General features: G+C 60.6%; 19 protein-coding genes. 15 read left to right on the top strand and 4 right to left on the bottom strand.

Annotation, left to right across the window (positions count from 1 at the left end):
- The coding region (locus L598_RS03815; protein WP_246658618.1) for an FHA domain-containing protein at nt 1–376 on the bottom strand (376 nt) is incomplete at its 3' end.
- Between the two features lie 110 nt (nt 377–486).
- Nucleotides 487–666, bottom strand: a complete 180-nt coding sequence (locus L598_RS03810) for a hypothetical protein (protein ID WP_144860544.1) — start codon at nt 664–666, stop codon at nt 487–489.
- A gap of 189 nt (nt 667–855) precedes the next feature.
- Between L598_RS03810 and L598_RS03805 the strand changes: the two genes are divergently transcribed.
- Nucleotides 856–1,722, top strand: a complete 867-nt coding sequence (locus L598_RS03805) for a MurR/RpiR family transcriptional regulator (RefSeq protein ID WP_144860542.1) — start codon at nt 856–858, stop codon at nt 1,720–1,722.
- A gap of 87 nt (nt 1,723–1,809) precedes the next feature.
- Entirely contained in the window at nt 1,810–8,703 is a 6,894-nt protein-coding gene (locus L598_RS03800) for a DUF4781 domain-containing protein (protein WP_144860540.1), read from the top strand.
- Between the two features lie 50 nt (nt 8,704–8,753).
- Here L598_RS03800 and L598_RS03795 read toward each other — a convergent pair whose 3' ends face one another.
- Together L598_RS03795 and L598_RS03790 are read right to left on the bottom strand one after the other, a co-directional pair.
- The gene (locus tag L598_RS03795) at nt 8,754–9,692 is read right to left on the bottom strand and encodes a LysR family transcriptional regulator (protein WP_144860538.1); all 939 of its coding nucleotides are present in this window, start codon (nt 9,690–9,692) and stop codon (nt 8,754–8,756) included.
- 34 nt (nt 9,693–9,726) lie between these two features.
- Nucleotides 9,727–10,440 carry a L,D-transpeptidase gene (locus L598_RS03790; protein WP_246658617.1) on the bottom strand — a complete coding sequence of 238 codons (714 nt, stop codon included), beginning with the start codon at nt 10,438–10,440 and terminating at the stop codon, nt 9,727–9,729.
- Nucleotides 10,441–10,642: 202 nt separating this feature from the next.
- Here L598_RS03790 and L598_RS03785 point away from each other — a divergent pair, with 202 nt between their 5' ends.
- The 13 genes from L598_RS03785 to L598_RS03725 all read left to right on the top strand — a co-directional run bounded on the left by L598_RS03785 (nt 10,643) and on the right by L598_RS03725 (nt 19,792).
- Complete coding sequence (locus tag L598_RS03785; RefSeq protein ID WP_246658616.1) at nt 10,643–11,293, top strand: type III secretion protein; 651 nt, start codon at nt 10,643–10,645, stop codon at nt 11,291–11,293.
- A 9-nt stretch (nt 11,294–11,302) separates the two neighbouring features.
- The gene (locus L598_RS03780) at nt 11,303–11,491 is read left to right on the top strand and encodes a hypothetical protein (RefSeq protein WP_144860536.1); all 189 of its coding nucleotides are present in this window, start codon (nt 11,303–11,305) and stop codon (nt 11,489–11,491) included.
- A gap of 41 nt (nt 11,492–11,532) precedes the next feature.
- The gene (locus tag L598_RS03775) at nt 11,533–11,982 is read left to right on the top strand and encodes a hypothetical protein (protein ID WP_144860534.1); all 450 of its coding nucleotides are present in this window, start codon (nt 11,533–11,535) and stop codon (nt 11,980–11,982) included.
- Between the two features lie 54 nt (nt 11,983–12,036).
- Nucleotides 12,037–12,810, top strand: coding sequence for a type III secretion inner membrane ring lipoprotein SctJ (gene sctJ, locus L598_RS03770; RefSeq protein WP_144860532.1), 774 nt, complete (start codon nt 12,037–12,039; stop codon nt 12,808–12,810).
- On the top strand, nt 12,807–13,448 hold the full coding sequence (locus L598_RS03765; protein ID WP_186444921.1) for a SctK family type III secretion system sorting platform protein: 642 nt from the start codon (nt 12,807–12,809) through the stop codon (nt 13,446–13,448). The genes sctJ and L598_RS03765 overlap by 4 nt, the downstream gene beginning before the upstream one ends.
- A gap of 7 nt (nt 13,449–13,455) precedes the next feature.
- A complete protein-coding gene (gene sctL, locus L598_RS03760; RefSeq protein WP_144860528.1) occupies nt 13,456–14,082 on the top strand; it encodes a type III secretion system stator protein SctL in 627 nt (208 codons plus the stop codon).
- Nucleotides 14,079–15,431: a FliI/YscN family ATPase gene (locus tag L598_RS03755; RefSeq protein ID WP_144860526.1), complete on the top strand. Its 1,353-nt coding sequence runs from the start codon at nt 14,079–14,081 to the stop codon at nt 15,429–15,431. Before sctL ends, L598_RS03755 begins: the two co-directional genes overlap by 4 nt.
- The gene (locus L598_RS03750; protein ID WP_144860524.1) at nt 15,424–15,921 is read left to right on the top strand and encodes a YscO family type III secretion system apparatus protein; all 498 of its coding nucleotides are present in this window, start codon (nt 15,424–15,426) and stop codon (nt 15,919–15,921) included. Before L598_RS03755 ends, L598_RS03750 begins: the two co-directional genes overlap by 8 nt.
- A 7-nt stretch (nt 15,922–15,928) precedes the next feature.
- A complete protein-coding gene (gene sctQ, locus L598_RS03745; protein ID WP_186444920.1) occupies nt 15,929–17,029 on the top strand; it encodes a type III secretion system cytoplasmic ring protein SctQ in 1,101 nt (366 codons plus the stop codon).
- Nucleotides 17,022–17,675, top strand: coding sequence for a type III secretion system export apparatus subunit SctR (gene sctR, locus L598_RS03740; RefSeq protein ID WP_144860520.1), 654 nt, complete (start codon nt 17,022–17,024; stop codon nt 17,673–17,675). The genes sctQ and sctR overlap by 8 nt, the downstream gene beginning before the upstream one ends.
- 22 nt (nt 17,676–17,697) lie before the next feature.
- The gene (locus L598_RS03735) at nt 17,698–17,967 is read left to right on the top strand and encodes a flagellar biosynthetic protein FliQ (protein ID WP_144860518.1); all 270 of its coding nucleotides are present in this window, start codon (nt 17,698–17,700) and stop codon (nt 17,965–17,967) included.
- A gap of 31 nt (nt 17,968–17,998) precedes the next feature.
- Nucleotides 17,999–18,799, top strand: coding sequence for a type III secretion system export apparatus subunit SctT (gene sctT / locus L598_RS03730; protein WP_144860516.1), 801 nt, complete (start codon nt 17,999–18,001; stop codon nt 18,797–18,799).
- Nucleotides 18,800–18,955: 156 nt separating this feature from the next.
- Nucleotides 18,956–19,792 carry a DUF1445 domain-containing protein gene (locus tag L598_RS03725; protein ID WP_246658615.1) on the top strand — a complete coding sequence of 279 codons (837 nt, stop codon included), beginning with the start codon at nt 18,956–18,958 and terminating at the stop codon, nt 19,790–19,792.
- Nucleotides 19,793–19,844: the final 52 nt, after the last annotated feature.

Genomic DNA, 19,844 nt, shown 5'->3' with positions numbered 1-19,844 from the left:
GGCGGCCGTATCCCTCGGGTACGACCTGACCATCCGACAGAGCCACGGTGCCGCCGATGGCCTCGATATGCACGCGGTTTGCGCTCAGGCGAAACCGGGCATGGGTTTCCGCAATGCCTGGATCGCTCAGGACGACATCCGAATCCAGGCTCGACCCTATAGTGAAGGTGGTATCGGTAAAATCCAGATTTGCGCCGGAATGCAGGCCCTCGGTGACCTCGAATGCGACCCGTCGGTCGGATGCATCTTTTTCACCGGTTCCGGAAGTGTCGGTTCTCCATACCCGTTCTGTAATGCGGGCCGTGTGCCGTGCAATATTCCGGGCAAAATCCGTCTCCCGCAACTGATCTGCCAATTTCGACAATTCGTTCATCATCAAGGCCACTCCCATGACACGATGCTGCGTGAACCGCCGTCGAGCTGCGGGTCAGTTTGTGGTGTGCCGCCCGTCCGGGTTTAGCGGCACACCATATCGTCTCCGGGTCATCAGGCCTTCTGGCCTGCCTCTCCGAGCTTGCGAGAGATGCTCATGTTCATGTCATGCTGAGATTTGGCCATTTCGGCTTTGATGCTCAACGCGAACATTTTTTCCTGGTGCTTGATCATCTTGTCGAGATTATCCTCGTTAGACGATCCTGATACAGCGCCGGGTGAAAAGTCGCCCATTATCGGCTCCCTTGAACGTGAGTGAATAACGTGCACGAACCTCGCTCAAAGGTGCATGCACGCGGGCATCCTAGGACAAAGGACCGGGAAATTAAAGTCCATTTGGAATTTTTGGGAGCCTCAGATTCCATATGTTGCTTTTGTGACAGTAACAGCGTAGCGTAATCAACGGGCTAAGGGGTTGGAGACATGAAGAAGGGGCCATTGGCAGAGCTGTTGCTCGAACGATTTGAATCCTTGCCGCCGCAACTGCAGGTGGCAAGTCGTTTCGTTCTCGACCATCCGGACGACGTCGCACTGATGTCGATGCGCGAACAGGCGATTCGAGCCGGCGTATCGCACAGTACGATGATGCGCCTCGCGCGGTCGCTGGGGCTGAACAGCTATGATGACATGCGCGCACTCTACGCCAAGGGGCTGCGCGATCCCGATCGGGAGTTCGACATTTCCGACCTGCCGGATCCCGGCAAGGAAGGACCGAGCGGCATTTCCCTGGTCGGAAGGATGTCGGATACGCTCGCCGCGCAGGTGGCGCGCCTGGGTGACTATACGAATGCCGGACAATTGATTGCGGCGGCGGAACTGCTTGCCGGTGCTCGTCGCTTGTTCAGCCTCGGCTTGCGTGCGGAACATGCGGTTGCACATCATTTCGCTCACATGTTTTCGGCTTTGGGCGAGCCTGCAACCCTCCTTGAGGGGATCGGCGGGACAGGGGTGGAGCTCCTGCGCGATGCCGGCGCAGACGACGTGATGCTGACGGTCGCTCTGGAGCCGTATTTGCGGGCGACGATCGAGACCGCACAGCAGGCAGCCGATCGCGGTGTTGCCATTATAGCCATCACCGACAGCCAGGTTTCTCCCTTGGCCCGTCTGGCGCGCGAGAGCGTCATCGTGACCGCGCGCTCTCATTCCGGGTTTCAGAGCATGGTTCCCGCAATGGCGGCGGCTGAGATACTGGCCGGGCTGACGGCGGCGCATCGCGGCGTCAATGTCGAGAAGGCGTTGGAGAAGACAAAAGGCCAGTTAGCGGCATTCAATATCTATTGGAAAACCTGACGGCGGGAGCCGTTTCTCCTGCCCGAGGCGGGCGGACAACAGGGCGGCAGAGGGGGCGATAACTTTGCGAGAGTGGAGTGATCTCCGATGGTGGTACGCCGGATTTCGCCGATACTGAAGACCCCTTGGGAAGCCCTGGCAGCAGCGCGCGCGATCATCGCCGAAATTCAAAGACAGCAGCAGGCTGCCGCTGCCACGCCGGTGCAGAAGCCTGTGCCGGTTACCCCGGCAAGCACTCAGCAGCCGACGAATGGCGTCCAGCCGACCAATGGGACTGATCCGAATATCGTCAGGCCCGCGCTTTATTATTCCACCTCCAGTGGCGTACCGCTGCACCTCAACTTCACGCCGACCGACTATGGCGGTCCCGCCGAGGCAGATCCGGCGGATACCGGCGATCAGGCGGCAGCCGACTCCGTTGTCGAGGATGTAGAGGCCGGCAAGAGCATAGATGCGATTGCGAACGAGCAGGGCAAGACACGCGAGGACGTGATCGCCGAGCTTGAGGCGGCTGGCTACACGGTCGAGACCACCGACCCGGAGAGCGACAATGGCGACGTCCGCACCACGAAGATCGTCGATCCGCAAAGCGGACGCACGGTCACCGAATATTATGACTTCCATCACGGGGCGTACCATACGAGCGTCGAGGAAAACGGCGAAGAGGTTGCCGGTCCGGTGCGCGACGAGCGCGGCTGGAAGATGGAAGAAGAATATGATCCCGAGACAGGGCTGACGACGACGCGCTACGAGAACGACCTGGGCAACGGCACCGTCGAGGTGGTGGAGGAATTGCCCAGTGGAGCCACGCTCAGAAAGACGACAACGGACGGCGAAACCACGACAACGGTGACCGTCGACGGCGAGGAAGTCACGCTGGCGGAAGGGCAGGAGCCGACGAAGGAGGGCACCCAGCCGCTGATCGATGACTTCATCGACGGCAAGAGCCTTGATCAGATCGCCGAGGAGCGCGGCCTTACGCGCGAGCAGGTGGAGGCGCAACTGCGTGCTGCCGGCTACACCATCACGACGGGCGAGCCTACCAGCGACAATGGCGATGTCTCCTCGACGGTGATCACGGACACCAAAAGCGGTGATCAGGTGGCCGCGCAATATCGCGACTGGCAACATGACGGCCGAACGATCACTTATGTCGACGACAAGGGCAACGAGGTCCGGCGCACCACGGAAAGCGATGGCACCGTCACCAAGACAGTAACAGACAAGGATGGCCGCCGGACCACTACGATCACCGAGGACGGCAATAAGACAGTCAAGATCACCTTCAACGGCTATACGCTGACGACCGGGCCGGACGGCAAGATAGTGCTGGAGGATCACGATCTCGGAACGACCACCGAAATCGAGCCCGGCAGCGTCGAGGAGACATTGGCCCGCACACTCCTGTCGATCAACCCGGAAAGCAGCGACCCCGCAACGGCCAAGCGGGACACAATCGTCAAGACGGTCATCGAGGGCATGCTCGCCGGCAGGACCTATGAGCAGCTTCTGGAGGAGGCCGGCGATCTCGAAGATGCCACCGAGGCGGCGATCGAGCAGTATGGGATCGGCCCGGAGGCCACTCCGGTCGTCGAGACCGACGAAAGCGGCAATGTGACGGTCATCGATTTCCAGGGCAAGCCGACGACGCCCGGCGAATGGGTGCCGGTCCAGATCAACGGGGGCTGGCATTGGGTTCATCCCGAGGTCGCCAGAGCGATAACGGCGGAGGCGGTCGTCAATGGTCAGCTTGCCAAGCTGCAGGCAGAGTTCGGCAGGGACCAGGCGCAAATCGACGTCTGGGCGCTCGATCCTGATTTCAAAGCAGCAATGGAAGCGGCCGGCGTCACCCTGGATGATGCTCTTGGCGAACATGGCTACCGCTGGGTGCGGCCAGAGCCGGAAGGCAGCCTGGCCGACGCCAGAGAGCGGTTGAGCGACGCCGAGGATCAGGTGACGCTGGCGAATGAGGCGCTGGATGCCTACGAGTCCTACGAGAGCCTGATGAATCAGGCGATCACAAAGCAGGAGAACATGCCGTTCTATCCTGACGGCACGACGCCTGTCGTCACTTCTGCCGATAGCGACTACAACTACCAGGAGGAAGTCAAGAAAGGCGAAGTAGCACGCAACGAACTCAAGAAACTGTTCTACCAGGCGGATTACCAGCGCATCCTGGGTGACCAGAAAACCACCGACTATCTGCTGGGCGATCTGGAAAATGGTTTCGGCGCCGGGAAGAATGGTTTGCCCGCGGGCGTGGAGCCGGTGGAGATCACCGTTGGGGACCAGACGGTGCAGGTGTCGCCTGAAGTTGCGGCGGAATACGAGAAAAAAGGCCTGCCTGCGCTCACGGCAGGCGGCTTGCCGGTGGGCATCCAGATCGACCCGGATGGCGATGGGAATGGGGAATGGATATGGGTCGATCCGACGCAGGCCGTAAGCTGGCTAGAGCTCAAGACCCAGCAGGGCGCGCTGGAGAAACAGCTGACCATCGCTGATGCCTATGTCGACTACTATATGGCGAAGGTCAATCTGGCCGATGCCGAATTGCGGGCCGAGCAACTGTTGATCGAATACAACGAAGACAATCCGCATCTGTTCGAGGAAGGCAAAAAGCACAGCCGGATCAATGGCGAATATCTGGGCCTGCTGGAGAGCCAGGAGATCGTGGAAAGGGATGGCCAGCTCTGGGTGATCAACCATTTCGAGGAAGGCACGACCGAACAGCAGCTTACCTATTCCCTGGATGACGAGAATGTCAGGCCGGAATATCGCGACAGGCCGCTCAACAAGCAGTGGCAGGAATTCATAAAAGGCCGGATCGATCATGAAGCGGAAATCTGCACCGTTGGAAACACCCTGACTATATTGCAGGCTGCGAAATTGCAGGCAGGCAAGAACCTCAATCAAACCCTGTCGGATCAGCTCGACATCCGCATCGAGGACCTCGACAATCAGATCAGTGAGCTGACGACGGAATATGAGGAGCTTCTGGAGAAGCATGGTCCCGGCACATTGACGGCGCCCGAAGGGACGCTGCCCGATGGTGTCGAGCCCGTCGAAATCCAAATCGCCGGACAGACGGTCTATGTAGCCCCGTCCGTCGCGGCGGCTTATGACGAGGAAGGCTTTTCTGCGCTCTTAGCCAGCGGCAAGCCGGTCAAGATCCAGATGGATGCCGATGGCGACGGCGACAAGGAATGGCTCTGGGTGGACCCACGCCTGGCGGAGAGCCGGCTGGCGCTCGATCTCGCGCAAAATCAGCGAGAGACGGCCGAAGACAGCCGTGACATGCTGGATGCTTCGGTCAATTGGTACGAGTTCCAGCGCGCCGAATTGCTGGAGGAGGGATACACCAACTCGCCGACGCACCATAATGAGCTTGTCAAAGCTTATCTCGACGAGCACGAGGACCAGATGCTGGACGAGCAGATCCGGCCGCAGCTCGAGACGCTCTATGAACAGGGATATGATGAAAACTTCCGCAGGCTGACGGATGAGGACATCACCGGCGCGCTGCCTCTGGACACGTCCACCTCGGAAGGGCGCGAAGCCCTCGACAAGGTCAAGGAGGAGATCACCGACATAGGGGGCGACGATGCCGAGGCCCGCATCGTGCCGATTTTCTATGTCGATGGTGAAGTCGGCGTGCAGCAAACGGCTCTGTTCGCTGTCAAGAATGACGAGGGGGAGACCCGTTACGTCGATATCGCCGGCAAGTCCTATGACAGCGTCGAGGACTTCCAGGACAACAACAACCAGTTCTCCGAAGACGGCAAGCTGATCGTTCCGGAAAACCTTCAGCTGACGCGCGGCGAAAATGGCGAGTTCGAGCTCGACGTCGTCAAGGCGCGCAATGTTTCAGTCTTCGACGAGATCATCGATCCGGTTGTGGGCATCGGCACCGCCGTCGCGACGGTCGCCTCGTTCACGCCGCTTGCTCCCGTCGCGGCGCCGCTCGCTTATGCCGGCGGCGCTTATCTCGGCACCCGCGCCGTGATGCGGCAGGTAAACCATCTCCAGCATGGCGGCGAGTGGGGCGAGACCGAATCTCTGATGAACATGGCAATGGTTGCGACCACAGCCCTGCCCATGGCTTCGAGCGGATTGCGCTCGATCGGAATGGCGCGCAACCTCAACCTGACCAAGAGCCAGGCCTTCCTGGCGAGCATGGGGGCGGTTCGCACGACCGGAACCGTCGAAGCAGCCGCAAATGCCAGCCGGTTCAAGAATATCTGGTACAACGCCCCCCATACCACGCAGGTGAGCAACTATATGCGCACCGCGGGCGGCCTGAACAGGGCAGCCTACGCCCTCGACGGGAGCGCGATCGCGATTGGCGCGCCCGTCATGGTCGTCTCGGCGCGCGATCTCATCCTTTATGGCGATCAGATGAACGGCCTCCAACTCGCCGATGCGATTACCGGGCTGACCACAGGATTTGCGGGAACCGGTATGGGAACGGCGAGCTTCGTTTCCTATGCCAGAACCGGCAAAACTCCCACATTACGGCTTACCGGAGAGAACGGTCAGCGGATAAGCGCCATGGTCTATGGCACGCCGCCTAAAAATCCGGACCAGATCTACATTCCACCGGCTATCGGGCCGCAGGTACGCGGCGATCACCCGAGTGTAGCCAGCAAGACGCATATTTTGGTACGCGACCCGAATACGGGTCAGGCGGCCGTGCTTCCCTGGATCAGGGGCGCCTCCCAGCAGAACAATCTGCCACCCGCGCCTTCCGCAAAGGAGGTGCGGGGCCTGGCCATAGCGGATATACCGTCCCTGACGGAGAGCTATCTGCTGTCTATCGCGCCCAGGCACCTGGAAAAGATGAGTCCCGACCAGATCGGTGCATTCACGCCGGAACAGGTCAGCAAACTGACTACAGAACAGCTTGCCGCGCTTAAGCAAAAGCAGTTGCGCGTGCTCGATTCGGATCAGTTGCAGGCCATCGACCCGACCCATCTCGGAGCCATAAGGCCTGGCCGGATCACCGCGTTCAAACCGGAGCAGATGGCTGCCTTCACCCCCGAGCAGATCGCAGCGTTGACACCCGAACAGGTAGGCAAGATTACCAGCGAACAATGGCCGATGCTGGAGGGCAGCCAGTTGCGGGCCTTGGGATCCGATCAGCTTGGGACGCTGACGCCGGAAAGGATTTCGAAGCTTCGGCCGGAGCAGATGGCTGCTTTCGAGCCGTCACAGCTTGGAACCCTGCTGACACCAAAAAAGATCTCGGGAGTTCGACCGGAGCAGGTGGCAGCTTTCGAACCGTCGCAGCTCCAAGCTCTGAGCCCATTGCAGATCGGCAGCCTTTCGGCCGATCAACTGAATGCGCTTGGCAAGAACCAGTTGAGGACGCTTGGCGAGAATCAGCTCGGGGCGATTACGCCGAACAAGGTCTCAAAGCTTCAGCCTGAGCAGGTGGCAGCTTTCGAACCGTCGCAGCTCCAAGCTCTGAGCCCATTACAGATCGGCAGCCTTTCGGCCGATCAACTGAATGCGCTCGGCAAGAACCAGTTGAGGGCGCTCGGCAAGGAACAGCTTGAGGCGATCGCGCCGGAAACAGTAGCCAAGTTCGATCCGAGCATTGTGCGGAGGCTCAGTCCGGAGCAGGTGGCAAGTTTCACATCGCGCCAGTTGGATGCGTTTACCCCCGATCAGATCAAGGCCCTGAGATTCAGCCAAAAGCTCAAGCTTTCGCGCGACCGGCGGGCTGCGTTCGGCTTGATGGAGCCTTCCATGACAATCGGCTATACAACGGTCAGCATGGGCGCTGTTCCGTTCGCCTTCCTGCCTCCGGATGTCCTTTCATCGATCTCCGCCGGTGCATATGGCTGGCGCAGCATGAGCACGATCTGGAAGTTCAAGTATGCCGACGCGACAGGGCCCGACAGGGTTCTGGGCCGCGTATTGAGAGGCATCGATGCCGTTTCCTACATGCCCACCATTGCCAACGGCGTCCTCGGGGTACCCGGAAACCCGGCCGTAAACACCACGTATCAGGTTGGGAGCCTGATGTTTGCCGGGAAAGCCATCGAGGAGATGCGGACCGGCAAACCTGCTTTCCCGGCAACGGACAAGTGGGCGCTTTCTCTCTACGCGGCGGGCAGCTTGGAGTATGTGAGGGTCTATTCGGTTGGGGAGGTCGGATATACCGGGAAGGTCATGGAGGGATCGGACTTGTCCGGTCTGCCCTTCATGCCGGATGCCGCATCGGACGCCTTGAGAGCCTTCCCTGGCGGAGCCGATACGATTGCCGGGGGGCTGTTCGCGATCGGCTCCGGCTATCTTGGGTACAACGCCTGGCGCCATCCGTCCAAGTCTCCGAGCATGAGATCTCGTATAATCGAGGCCGTCACCTTCGGAGGGGGACTGCTCCTGTTCAGCGGGATTACGCTGTCCTCGGTTCTGGCAGAAGATCAGAGTGTCGAACCTCCCGTGGATCAGCCTCCCGAAGAGCCGGTCACCCCTCCTCCGGACGAGCCGAGTGAGCCGCCGGTCGAGCCCGAAGAACCGGAGGAGACGGAAGAACCCCACCCGCAGCTGGTCGTCACCGCAGAGGATGGCCTCAACCTGCGCGAGGAGCCGGGCATTGATTCGCAGAAGGTGACGGTCTTTAAGCCGGGGTCGCTGATCCAGGAAACTGGCGAACGCAGGACCGACGGGGCGGGCAACGAGTGGGTTGCCGTCACCGGATATGGCTGGGACGGGCGGCAGCATGAGGGTTGGGTTTCAGCCTCGTTCGTTGCTCCGCACGACGAAGGGGCGCAGAACACGGATGGCCGCTACAATCCGGATCTCGAAGGCCAGGGTTACGAATGGGTGGTCGTGCAGCCTGGTCAAAGCATCGGCATCATTGCCAGAAGCCGTTCGGCCGATGTAGCGGAAACCATAGTGCTGAACATGGACCACATCGTCGACCCGCACCTCGTTTATGCCGGCGACAGGGTCTACCTGCCTCGAACGGCTTGAAGAATTGTCCGGCGCGGGGTCGCTCCGCCCTTGCGCCGGCGCTTGATCTTTCAGGGGAGATCGCTGGAATGTTCTTCCGCCGGGCTTTGCCGTCTTCTTGCATAGGTGCTGGCGACTTTGGCCGCCAGCAGCGCGGCATGCTCGGCCACTGGATTGAATGGCTCCATGGAAAATGAGACGGTGAACCGCAGGTCGGACGGGCGCCATTCGCAATCCACGATCCGAAGCTGCCCTTTCTCGACATAGGGCTCCACGAGGTCCTGGGGAAGGACGCCGATGCCGATGCCGTCGATGACCATCCGCAAGGAGGCCGCCAGGGAACTGGCCGGAAATATGCGCGGTATATCGTCAAGGTCGTTGCTGAGCTTGTGATAGAGCTCGCTATAAGGTCGGCTCGATTTGGCATAGGTAATGACGGGCAGGCGCAGCATCTCGCACAAGCTCGTTCGCGTGTCCGGCAGTTCGATATGGGGCGCGCAAACCCACACAAGAGGAAAGGGCGGTATCGTGATATTCTCGATGCGGTGCTCCGATACCGGTCCCATGAGGACAGCCATGTCGATCCGGTGTGCGAGGAGCTCGTCGCGCAGCTTGACGGTGGCATCGACCACGAGGTCTACATCGGTACTCGGATAGCTTTCGCGGAACTCCTTGAGGAAGTCGGACAGCCAAGTATGTACGACCGTTTCGGCTACGCCAAGGCGCAGGACCCCGTTGACCGTGGCCAAAGCGTCGGCCGCCCGCTGCAGCCGATCCGCGGTGCGCAGCGTCCGTTGCGCCAAGGGGAGCAGTTGTTCTCCCATGGCCGTCAGCCGCACGGTATTGCTCAGCCGCTCGAAGAGCTGAACTCCCAAAGCTTTCTCGAGGCTGGCGATCCGGGCCGACACAGCGGGCTGTGTGGTGTTCAGGCGACTGGCCGTCTTGCGGAAGCTGCCAAGTGTGGAGACCCAAAGGAACGTCTCGAGCTGCTTTATGCTGAAGGGAATCATCGAGCAGACTTCGCATCAACAATGGCTTTGCCGGTCATGACCGGACAATAACCTTCGCGCCAACCGCCACTCTCTCATAGAGGTCGATAACATCCTCGTTGGTCATGCGAATGCAACCGGAAGAAACAGCCTGTCCAACGGTCCAGGGCTGGTTGGTGCCATGGATGCGATAGAGCGTGTCGCCTATATAAAGCGCCCGTGCGCCCAGCGGATTGTTCGGTCCGCCTTCCACATAAGCCGGTAGCATCTGTCCTTTCAGGGCCTCCCTTCGGCGCATCTCCTCAGGCGGCCGCCAGTCAGGCCAATGCCGCTTGTCGGTTATGCGATCCTGTCCGTTCCATCCGAAGCCTTCCTTGCCGACGCCTACTGCGTATTTCAAAGCCCTGCCGTTGCCGAGCACGTAGTAAAGGCGGCGTTGTGACGTGCTTATGACGATCGTCCCTGGCGGCTGTTGCTCCTCGAATGCAACCACTTCACGCGGAATCGGCTGCCAGTCCGACCGCGGGGTGAGGGCCACCTGAATATTCGATCCATGAGGGGCGACGGTGCGGGTGGCCGAATCGAAACTCCAAGTCCGCGGGTCATAGCCCCCGCCACCCGATTGGGCGGATGCCGCGGAAGCAGCAATGGCAACCGGAACCGCCATTAGCAAGCGGCGGCTGCATCCTTCCGATTTCCCAGGCAGGTAGGTCAACGCACCCATAGCCGTACGGACCGTCCGGCAGAGATCTTCCAGCCTCGTTGCCATCAGCTTCTCCACGTGCAGCCAACAGGAATCTTGCAGATCACAATTGAACATAAACGGAATGAATGATCATGCAACAATTGGCACTGCCCTTCATGATAAAGTCCAATTGGACTTTTAATTTCTTCCCTGCCGCTATAGGGTGGTGCGAAGAGTTGGGCCGGCGCGGCTGAGTTCCGGCGGCCAGAGGATTCGGGCGCATTGCATGCAGTTCAGCACCGACAGGTCAGGCCGGCTTTTCACCAGTATGCTGGGTCTCATGACGTCCCTGTGGCTATGTGGCGCCGCGACGACTGTCATGGCGGCAGAGCCCGATTGGCCCGCCGGAACCTACAAATACATCACCATCGACCAGGATGTGCGGGAGGCTCTGGAGGAGTTCGGCCGCAATGTCGGCCTGCCGGTCCAGGTAAGCGACCGCGTACAGGGCCGTCTGAATCATGGAATGCCGGTGGGCACGGCAAAGGAGTTCCTGGAGTGGATCTGCAACCGCTACGGGCTGGTCTGGTTCTATGACGGCACCGTGCTTCATGTCGCGGCGGAAGGCGAGGTGCGCACCGAAATGGTGAAGCTCCCGGCTGAGGACGCGCGTGTCATGCGTACGCGTCTGGATCGATTGCAAATGAGCGATCCCCGCTTTCCGATCCGCTTTCTGGAAGAAGAAAACATAATGTCCGTTTCCGGGCCGCCGGCTTATGTCGGCGCGGTCAAGAATGCTCTGGGACTGATGTCGGGACCGGCCACGTCCCATGTCGCACGCGATGGCGAATCGATGAAACGGAGTGCTGCTCAAGTGCGTGTGTTCCGGGGCAGAAGCGCCGAGGCGGAGTCCGTTCCTGTGAACAGCCGACAATAGGAGAACGAGATGAGGATCGACGATTTTGCGGCCAATATGCGGGTCCAGTCCGAGATGAAGACAAAGGCGAAGGAGCAGGTCCTCCAGGCACAGATCGAAAACGCGCTGGCCGAGCGTCCGGTGGGAAAGGTTCAGCCGAATCCTTTGGCCGATAATGCGGTCAAGGCATCGGAAGGCGCCCAGGGAGACGCAGAATAGCATTTCGAAGGAAATCTGATCGCTAAATCAGGAGCGAGATCATGGAAGCGACATCCACCGGGGTTCCGTCGCCTTTGCCGCAGGAAGCCCAGCCGCCCCAGGCGCAGATCACCGTCGAGCAGCAGCTCTTCGACTATCTCCTCGAAGTCGAAAAAGGCGTCGGCGCAAATGGTCAGTTCACCGATCCGTCTGCCTTCATCGGAACGACGCTGCAGACCGTGGACGGTATTGCGCAGCAGGCGCGGGAAGCTTTCGAGAAGGCGAATACCGGCTTCTCGCCCGGCTCTGACGGCGCTTCCGCGAATGGAGGGTTGCAGTCGGCGCAAACCGGCGCGGAGGATGCTGCCGGCACCCAGGCATCGGAAGGAAACCTGGCCTTCTCTCTCGATCGCGCGGTCGAGGTCATGTGGGCCTCCGCCAATGTGTCCATGGCCGTCAATGGCATGACGGCAGCCACCTCCTCGGCCAACACGCTGATCCAGCAGCAATAGAAGGCGTGTCTGGTGAGAACAGCGCCGATGCCGCACTCCCGACCCGCAACCTGGATGAGCAGAGCGCGACTGGCGGTGGTGGCCATGGGCCTGCTGCTCCTGCAGGCATGCTCGGTCGAGCTTTACACGGGACTGAACCAGCAAGAGGCCAATGAGATCGTTGCCACGCTGGTTCGTCAGGGAATACCTGCCGAACGCCAGGCGGGGAAGGACGGCACCATGACCGTCATGGTGGAAAAGGGGCGATTCGCCGACGCCATGGCTGTCCTGGAAGAAGCCGGGCTTCCAAAGGCCCAGTTCAAGACCCTTGGGGAGGTATTCAATCGCGAAGGGCTCGTTTCCTCCCCGATAGAGGAACGGGCGGCCATGATCTACGGCCTTAGCCAGGAACTCTCCAGAACGATCTCGGAGATAGACGGTGTGCTGTCGGCCCGCGTGCATCTTGTGCTGCCGAACAATGATCCGCTTCGCAAGGACCTCATGCCGTCTTCGGCGTCCGTGTTTATCCGTCATCGGGCGTCGATGGCCATGAACGAGCTCATCCCGCAGGTGAAGATGCTGGTTGCCAATGGCGTTGCCGGACTGACTTACGACAATGTGTCGGTCGTCCTGGTGCCGGTGGCAAGCATGCCTGCGCCGGTCTCCGGCCAAACAGGCTTCGTCAGCTTCCTCGGTCTGTGGCTTCATCCGGACAGTCTGGCGCGCGCCAGGTGGCTGTTCTTCGGCCTCGGATTGCTTGTTCTCGGCCTTGCGGGCAAGCTTGCCTATGACCAATGGCTGAAGCGCCGAGATGTCTATTCGCTGCCGGTACCTGTGAAGAAGCCATGAAGGGCCAGGGCGAGTCGGGCCAGGCGGATCGCGATGACCTTCGCTCCTTTCTTGAGGAGCCTGCCTCCTATGCTGCGGTGGAACATCTGGAACCATGCTTCGATCACGCGATCAGCAGGCAAGCCTGCGAGCGCCTGCTCGCCGACAGGCGACTGAATGAGCGCCTCTCCGGCCTGCTTGCACAGCATTACGAATTGCCGGGAATGCCGGCCGGTGCGGAACAGGATCTCGATCCCGCCGACCGTTCGATCGTGCTGTCGGATAGCCAGAACATAGGCGAAATCGTGCTGCGCGCAGGCGCAATCTACTGGGCCAACACCATTGCCGGGACGGTGCTTGGCCGTGAAGCCGCGGCCTTGCACGCCGCGCTGGGCAGCGAATTATGCGCCTTTGCCGTGGCCAACAAGGATCTGGCAGGCCCTCGTCAACCCGTCGAACCATCCGAGACGCTGCGCGACCGGATCATGGCTGATGGTTGGCGATGTCTGGCTGCATGGTGCCGTGCGATCGATCCCGCGATCAGCGCACGTTTCCGTCTCAAGCTGTCTCCTTCTGCGCCGCTGGGCGAAGCGGAAATGCCGTTTGCCGAGATTGGTCCGGCGGTGGTGCGCAGGGTGGCGAGCCCAAGTCTTCGGTGAGCATGTGATGGCCAGAGGGGAGAACGAGCCGCTACATGACCTGCTGCCCACCCGGCCTGCCTGCCGTATTCTGCGCCCGGCGGAAGCGCAAGCGTGGCAGGAAGGCTTCGCATTTCTTGATGCAGCCCGAAGCGAAGCCCGCAGAACCCAGGAAGCTGCACGGCAGGCTTATGCCCGCGAATACGCCCAGGGCTATGAGGACGGCAAGGCCGCCGGTGAGGCCGAAGCTGCCCGCCTGGTCAGCGAAACGGTCGTCAAGGTCGATCGCTATCTGGAGGGGATTGAAAAGGATGTGGTGTCGCTGGCGCTCGATATCGTGAAGCGCGTCCTTGGTGATCTCGACGTGGAAAAACGTGTAGCATTGGCGGCCAGGAAACAGGTCGCCGACATCCGGCGGGCCAAATATATCCGCGTCACAACGCATCCCGATGTCGTCACGGAGGTGAAAAAGGAACTGGACGAACTGGCGGCCGAGGGGTCGCTGGCCTGCTCCGTGGAGATCGACGGCGACAACAGCGTGGCTCCCCATGCATGCATCGTTGCCACCGATCTGGCCGTTTTCGATGCCAGCGTGGAAGCGCAGATAGCCGCGCTTGCGGCGGCTATCGGCAAGGACGCCGAGGCAGGGCAATGAATACTCCGTTGCCGCCGGTCGACAAGAGACTTTCCGGCATCGTGCCGCGTTTGCGCGAAAGGCTGCGCGAGGATGGCGCCCGTCCGCGCATCGGCCGGGTTCGGCGGGTGGTGGGTGTCGTCATCCACGCCGCTGTTGACGAGGTGCGGCTCGGCGAAATCTGCGATCTCGTCGACCCGAAGACGGGCCGACGTGCAAAGGCGGAAGTCGTCGGCTTTTCCGACGAGGAAGCCGTTCTCGTGCCGCTCGGCGATCTGACTGGATTGTCCAGCCTGACCGAGGTGGTTCCCACCGGGAAGGACCTGCAGATACCGGTCGGTCCGGGACTGCTCGGCAGGGTGATCAGCGCGCTTGGCGAGCCCCTGGACAATCGACCATGGCCGCCGGAAGGCATCGCAGGCAGCTATCCCGTGCATGCCTATCCGCCTCCGCCACTGTCGCGTGTCCTGATCTCCGAACCGATACAGCTCGGCGTGCGGGCGCTCGATGGTTTCCTGACCTGCGCCCGCGGTCAGCGGATGGGGATATTCGGTGAGCCTGGAGTGGGCAAGTCGGTCCTGCTTGCCGATATCGTGCGCGGCACTGATGCCGATGTCGCCGTTGTTGCGCTTGTCGGCGAGCGCGGGCGGGAGGTGCGCGAATTCGTGGAGCGGCAGCTCAGTTCCGAGGGCAGGGCGCGCACTGTCATTGTCGCTGCGACTTCCGACCGCCCGGCGATCGAACGGGTCAAGGCCGCCTATGTCGCGACCACCATTGCCGAATATTTCCGTGACCATGGCAAGCATGTACTGCTCGCCATGGACAACATAACGCGGTTCGCGCGCGCCCAGCGTGAGATCGGCCTCGCCTCCGGAGAGCCGCCCACCCGGCGCGGATTTCCATCGTCGCTTTTCGCGGCTCTGCCCCGGCTTCTCGAACGTTCGGGCCCTGGTGAGCACGGCTCCATCACGGGCCTCTACAGCGTCCTTACCGAGGGTGACGGCACGCTTGATCCGGTGGCGGAGGAATTGCAGGCGCTGCTCGACGGTCACACTTTTCTGTCAACGGATCTTGCGCGCCGCGATCACTTCCCGGCCATTGATGTTTTGCGCAGTCGCAGCCGGCTGATGGAAAGCGTTGTCCCCCCGGCGCATCGCGCCGCTGCCGGCAAGCTGCGGGCGCTGATGGCGCGGCATGCGGATATCGAGCTGCTTCTTCGCGTCGGGGAGTATGAGAAGGGAGCCGATCCTCTGGCCGACGAGGCGATCCGCAAGATCGACCGGATCAATGATTTCCTGCGTCAGGTTCCCGGCACGCGCGTGACGCTGGCGCAAACGCAAAACCAGATGCAGGAGATCGCCGATGGATGATCGTGAGATGATCGCCCGCCTGCGCGACCTTCGCAGCCTGCGGGAACAGCGCGCCCAGGAAAAGGTGATCCGCCAGCACGCGACATTGCAACGGGCGGAGAAGAAAAGGCAGGAAGCTGTTCGGGCCACTGAGACGCATGTGCAGGAAACGGTCGCGGCCGAGCAGACCGAATTCGGCGCGCTTCTTGGGCAGGCCGTGGATGTCCAGGACATACACCGTCTTCAGGGGCGTTTCCAGAAGGCAGCGGCGGATTTCGAACTGTTGCGCAAGGCGGAGGAGCAGGCAGCGGCGGCCGAGCAGGATTGCCAGGGCAAGCTGACCAAGGCGCGCGGCGAACATCGGTCGCGTATGCGGGCCGTGGCAAAACTGGACGTGCTTCTTGAGCGGCTGGCGGCCCGATCCCTGCCGAGGCAGGCCCTGCTGGAGGAAAGCCGGGACGAAGAGGCTGTGAGCGAACGTGCCAGTCACATTGGCAATGGCAAGGCGTAGCGGCTCGATGCCTCCGGCTCTCACTGCGGAAAAGACGAAGAAGAAGCGACGTGCGCCGGCAACAGGCAAAGCCAGGCCGAAGGCGGCGGCATTGCCGCTGCGCAAGATCGAGCCGGCCGGCATGGCTGCTTTCAATGCCGTTTATCGGTGCCGTGAACCGCTCCAGTTCATGATCGCAGAAGACGCGTTCTTGCTGGCGGCAGAATGGACGGAGCCGAGTACTGTTCCCGCTGCGGCTTCGGCAATCCGGTTCTCGATCGACGGCGAGCCGGGCGAACTGATCCTGCCTTCAGCATTAATCGAGGAATGGGTAGATGCCATCGATCCCGAGGCGGATCGCGACCGGCTTGCCCCCGAACATTTCGCCCTTCTCGTCGAGTGTCTGCTGGGCGGCGAGCTGAGCCGGCTCGAAGCCTATTTCGATTGCCGGATTGTCTTTGCTGCGATCCAGAGGGAGGCGACGGCGCCGGACGGCAATGTCTTAACATTCAGTCTGGAGCGCGGCGGGGATGTCATGCCTTGCGTCCTGCAACTGGAACCGGCCTGGGCGGCCAGGCTCGGACATGCTCTCGACGCCATTCATGGCGCGAAACCTCCACTCCGTCTCGATATTCCGGCAAGCGTCTCCATCTGGCGTGGTGTGACCGTCATTTCCGTTGCCGACCTTCGCAGCCTTCGTCCCGGCGACGTCATCGTGCCGGAAGAAATGAATACGGATCAGGATGCAGCGGTGGCGATCATCGCGGATCGTTTCGCTGTCCCGGTGAAGGCGGTCGGAGAGGGCTGGCTTTTGACAGCCGGGCTCGGCGCGCTCGCTGCAACGAAATGGGAGTGGACAATGGACCAAACGAAAAAACCGTCCACGGTGAAGGTCGAGGACTCCGATCTCGAGGAATTGCCGGTGACCCTCGTCTTCGAGGTCGGCCGGATGGCAATGCCGCTGAGGGAGGTCAGCGGATTGACGCCGGGGGCTGTCATCGAGGTCACCGATATGTCGTCCCTGGCCGTCGATCTTCTGGCCAACGGAAAGCGGATAGGCCGCGGCGAGATCGTAAGGATCGGCGACGGGTTCGGCGTGCAGGTCACGCGGATCTTCGGCAATGCTTGAAAACGCCCCGAATTTTCTGGGCATTCTTGTCGCCATCGGGGTTGTCGGCCTTTTCCCCCTGGCGATCGTGACCATGACCGGCTTCCTGAAGATTTCGGTCGTCCTTTTCCTTATCCGCAATGCGCTGGGTATCCAGAACACGCCGCCCAATCTTGTGCTTTACGGTATAGCGCTCGTTCTCACGGTCTTCGTTACGGCGCCATTGATCAGCGAGATTTCCGCCAGACTGGAAGAAAACCAGATCACCTTTGAATCGAGCGCAGATATCGAGCGCGCCGCCGCGATCATACGGGAACCGCTGAAACAGCACCTCCTGCACTTCACTCGGCCGGAGGAGCGCCAGTTCTTTATCGATGCAACCGGCCGCATCTGGCCGGAAGGCGCCAGCCGCGATGTGCAGGATGACGATCTTTCGATCCTCGTGCCTGCCTTCGTGGCGTCGGAACTGAGCCGCGCCTTCGAAATAGGCTTTCTTCTCTACTTGCCCTTTCTCATCGTCGATATCGTCGTCGCCAGCATATTGATGACGCTCGGCATGATCATGGTGCCGCCGGTCCTGATCTCCATACCGCTGAAGCTGTTTCTCTTCGTGGCGATCGAAGGCTGGTCGCGGCTCATGCAGGGCCTGATTCTGAGTTACGCCTGATTTGGATTGGACCGAGGAAGCCATGAACGGTGATTTCGTACTTGCGAAGGTCCAGACGGCACTGCTGGTTGTGCTCTATGCCTCGGCTCCGGTCATCATCACCGCGCTGGCCGTCGGGCTGCTCATCGGCCTGGCCCAGGCCCTGACCCAGATCCAGGATCAGAGCCTGCCGCAAACGGTCAAGCTCGTCGCGGTGCTGGTGGTGCTTCTCCTGTTCGGTCCCGTCATGGGCTATCAGATCGCCGAGCAGGCCTCCTCCGCTCTCGACGAATTCCCGCGTGTGACCCGATAGGCCCAAGAAATTTACGACGAAGGCTGCGGCGATGGACTACGGCATATTCTTCGAAGCGCTAAAGGGCCTCGAATATTATGTTCTCGCCGGCGCTTTTGCGCTCGCCCGTATGGCGGGCCTCATGGCGATCATGCCGCTTTTCTCGCGCATAAGATTGACAGGTGTCCTGCGCAACGGGGCCGCGCTTGCCCTTACCGTCCCGGTCATTCCGATGATTGCTTCGGTTCTGCCCGGAATAGAGGTGACGACGCTATTCATATTGCTCCTGATGTTCAAGGAGGTGCTGATCGGGCTGATGCTCGGTTTCGTCCTCGGCATCCCTTTCTGGGCGGCGGAGGCGGCGGGCGACATTGTGGATCTGCAGCGCGGGTCAACCATGGGAGCCCTGCTCGATCCGATGATGACGCACCAGACCAGCCCAACGGGAACATTCCTTGCCATAGTCATGCTGGTCGTCTTCCTGGCGGCCGGCGGGCTCGAACTCGTGCTTACCATTCACTATCGCAGCTATGAGCTATGGCCGATCGATCAGATCATGCCCACCATCAGCCAAGAAGCCGCCGAACTCTTTCTCGAATTACTCGACCGCCTGCTGGCCATGGCGCTGATCCTGGTCTTTCCGCTTGTGGTCGGACTGCTCTTGTCTGACCTGGTCCTGGGCTTCCTCGCGCGCGCCTCGCCTCATCTCAATATTTTCGCCCTGTCGCTGATAGTTAAAACCTTGATCTTCAGCCTCATACTGGTTCTGTATGCTTCATTTCTCGTGCATTTCATGGGAACGAATCTCGAATTTCTGAATGACATTGAGAAATACATCGAAATAATTGCGTGATCAGATACGTAAGAAATACCATTCTTCCGAATGTTTTCATTGCAGTCGCCCAGTAAAGAAAAAATCTATTGCCATGGAAAAAATCTGACAATTTGACAGACCTGCTGGCCCTGAAGAAGGTTTGCCTAATGCAACCTTGCCGGGAGGGGCGGCATTGTGATTCCCATCGCTGGCCATCAGACGCTTCCGCTCCATGAAGCATTGTCCGCTGTCGATGTCGGCCAGGTACGCAGGGTCATCCGGCAAGGAGCCTATGGGAGGCAGACCCATGGGCTTGCCACCGGCAAACTTCAGGCCAATCTGATCATCCTTCCGCGTGATTTCTCCGCCGATTTCCTGCGCTACTGCAAGAACAATTCCAAGCCCCTGCCGCTTATCGGCGTGAACAGGATCGGCAGCCCCTTTATCCCGCAACTGGGCGACATAGACCTCAGGACGGACGTGCCCAGCTATGACGTTTATCGTTTCGGCATCCTTGCGGACCGGTCTTCGGATATTCTGGCCCATTGGCGGGATGATTTTGCCGCCTTTGCAATCGGATCGGGCTATAGCTTCGAGCATGCACTGGCCAAACGCGGTGTCAGGCTGCGTCGGCCGGATGCCTGCAAGGCGCTGCCAAAATTCCGGACCACGATTCCGACCGGTCCGGCGGGTCCGTTCGCCGGTAACTTTGTCGTCACCATGCGCGCCATTCGCCGCCAGGATTTGGACAGCGTCTACGCAGTCACGGCAAGGTTTCCCCATGCGCATGGAGCGCCGATCCATATAGGCGATCCAAAGGCGATCGGTATCGGTTGCCTGGACAGGCCGGACTGGGGCGACCCGATGACCATCGGCTCCGGTGAAGTGCCGGTTTTCTGGGCCAGCGGCATGACGGCGTTTGAAGCGCTGCAACGGGCGAAGCCGGATATCGCAATAACACATTCGCCCGGCCACATGTTGCTCACCGACCTCGACGGGCGGGCGGAAGTCGGTTCCTTCAGGGTGTTTTAACGGACACTGGCGTTCGGCAGCCGTGGCTGGCATGTCGGAAAACGTTCCCGTC

This window comes from Mesorhizobium sp. J18 (genome assembly GCF_007829525.1).
Classification (GTDB): domain Bacteria; phylum Pseudomonadota; class Alphaproteobacteria; order Rhizobiales; family Rhizobiaceae; genus VLJP01.
The sequence above is the reverse complement of the archived record's forward strand: the minus strand, read 5'-3'. Positions and strand labels throughout refer to the sequence as shown.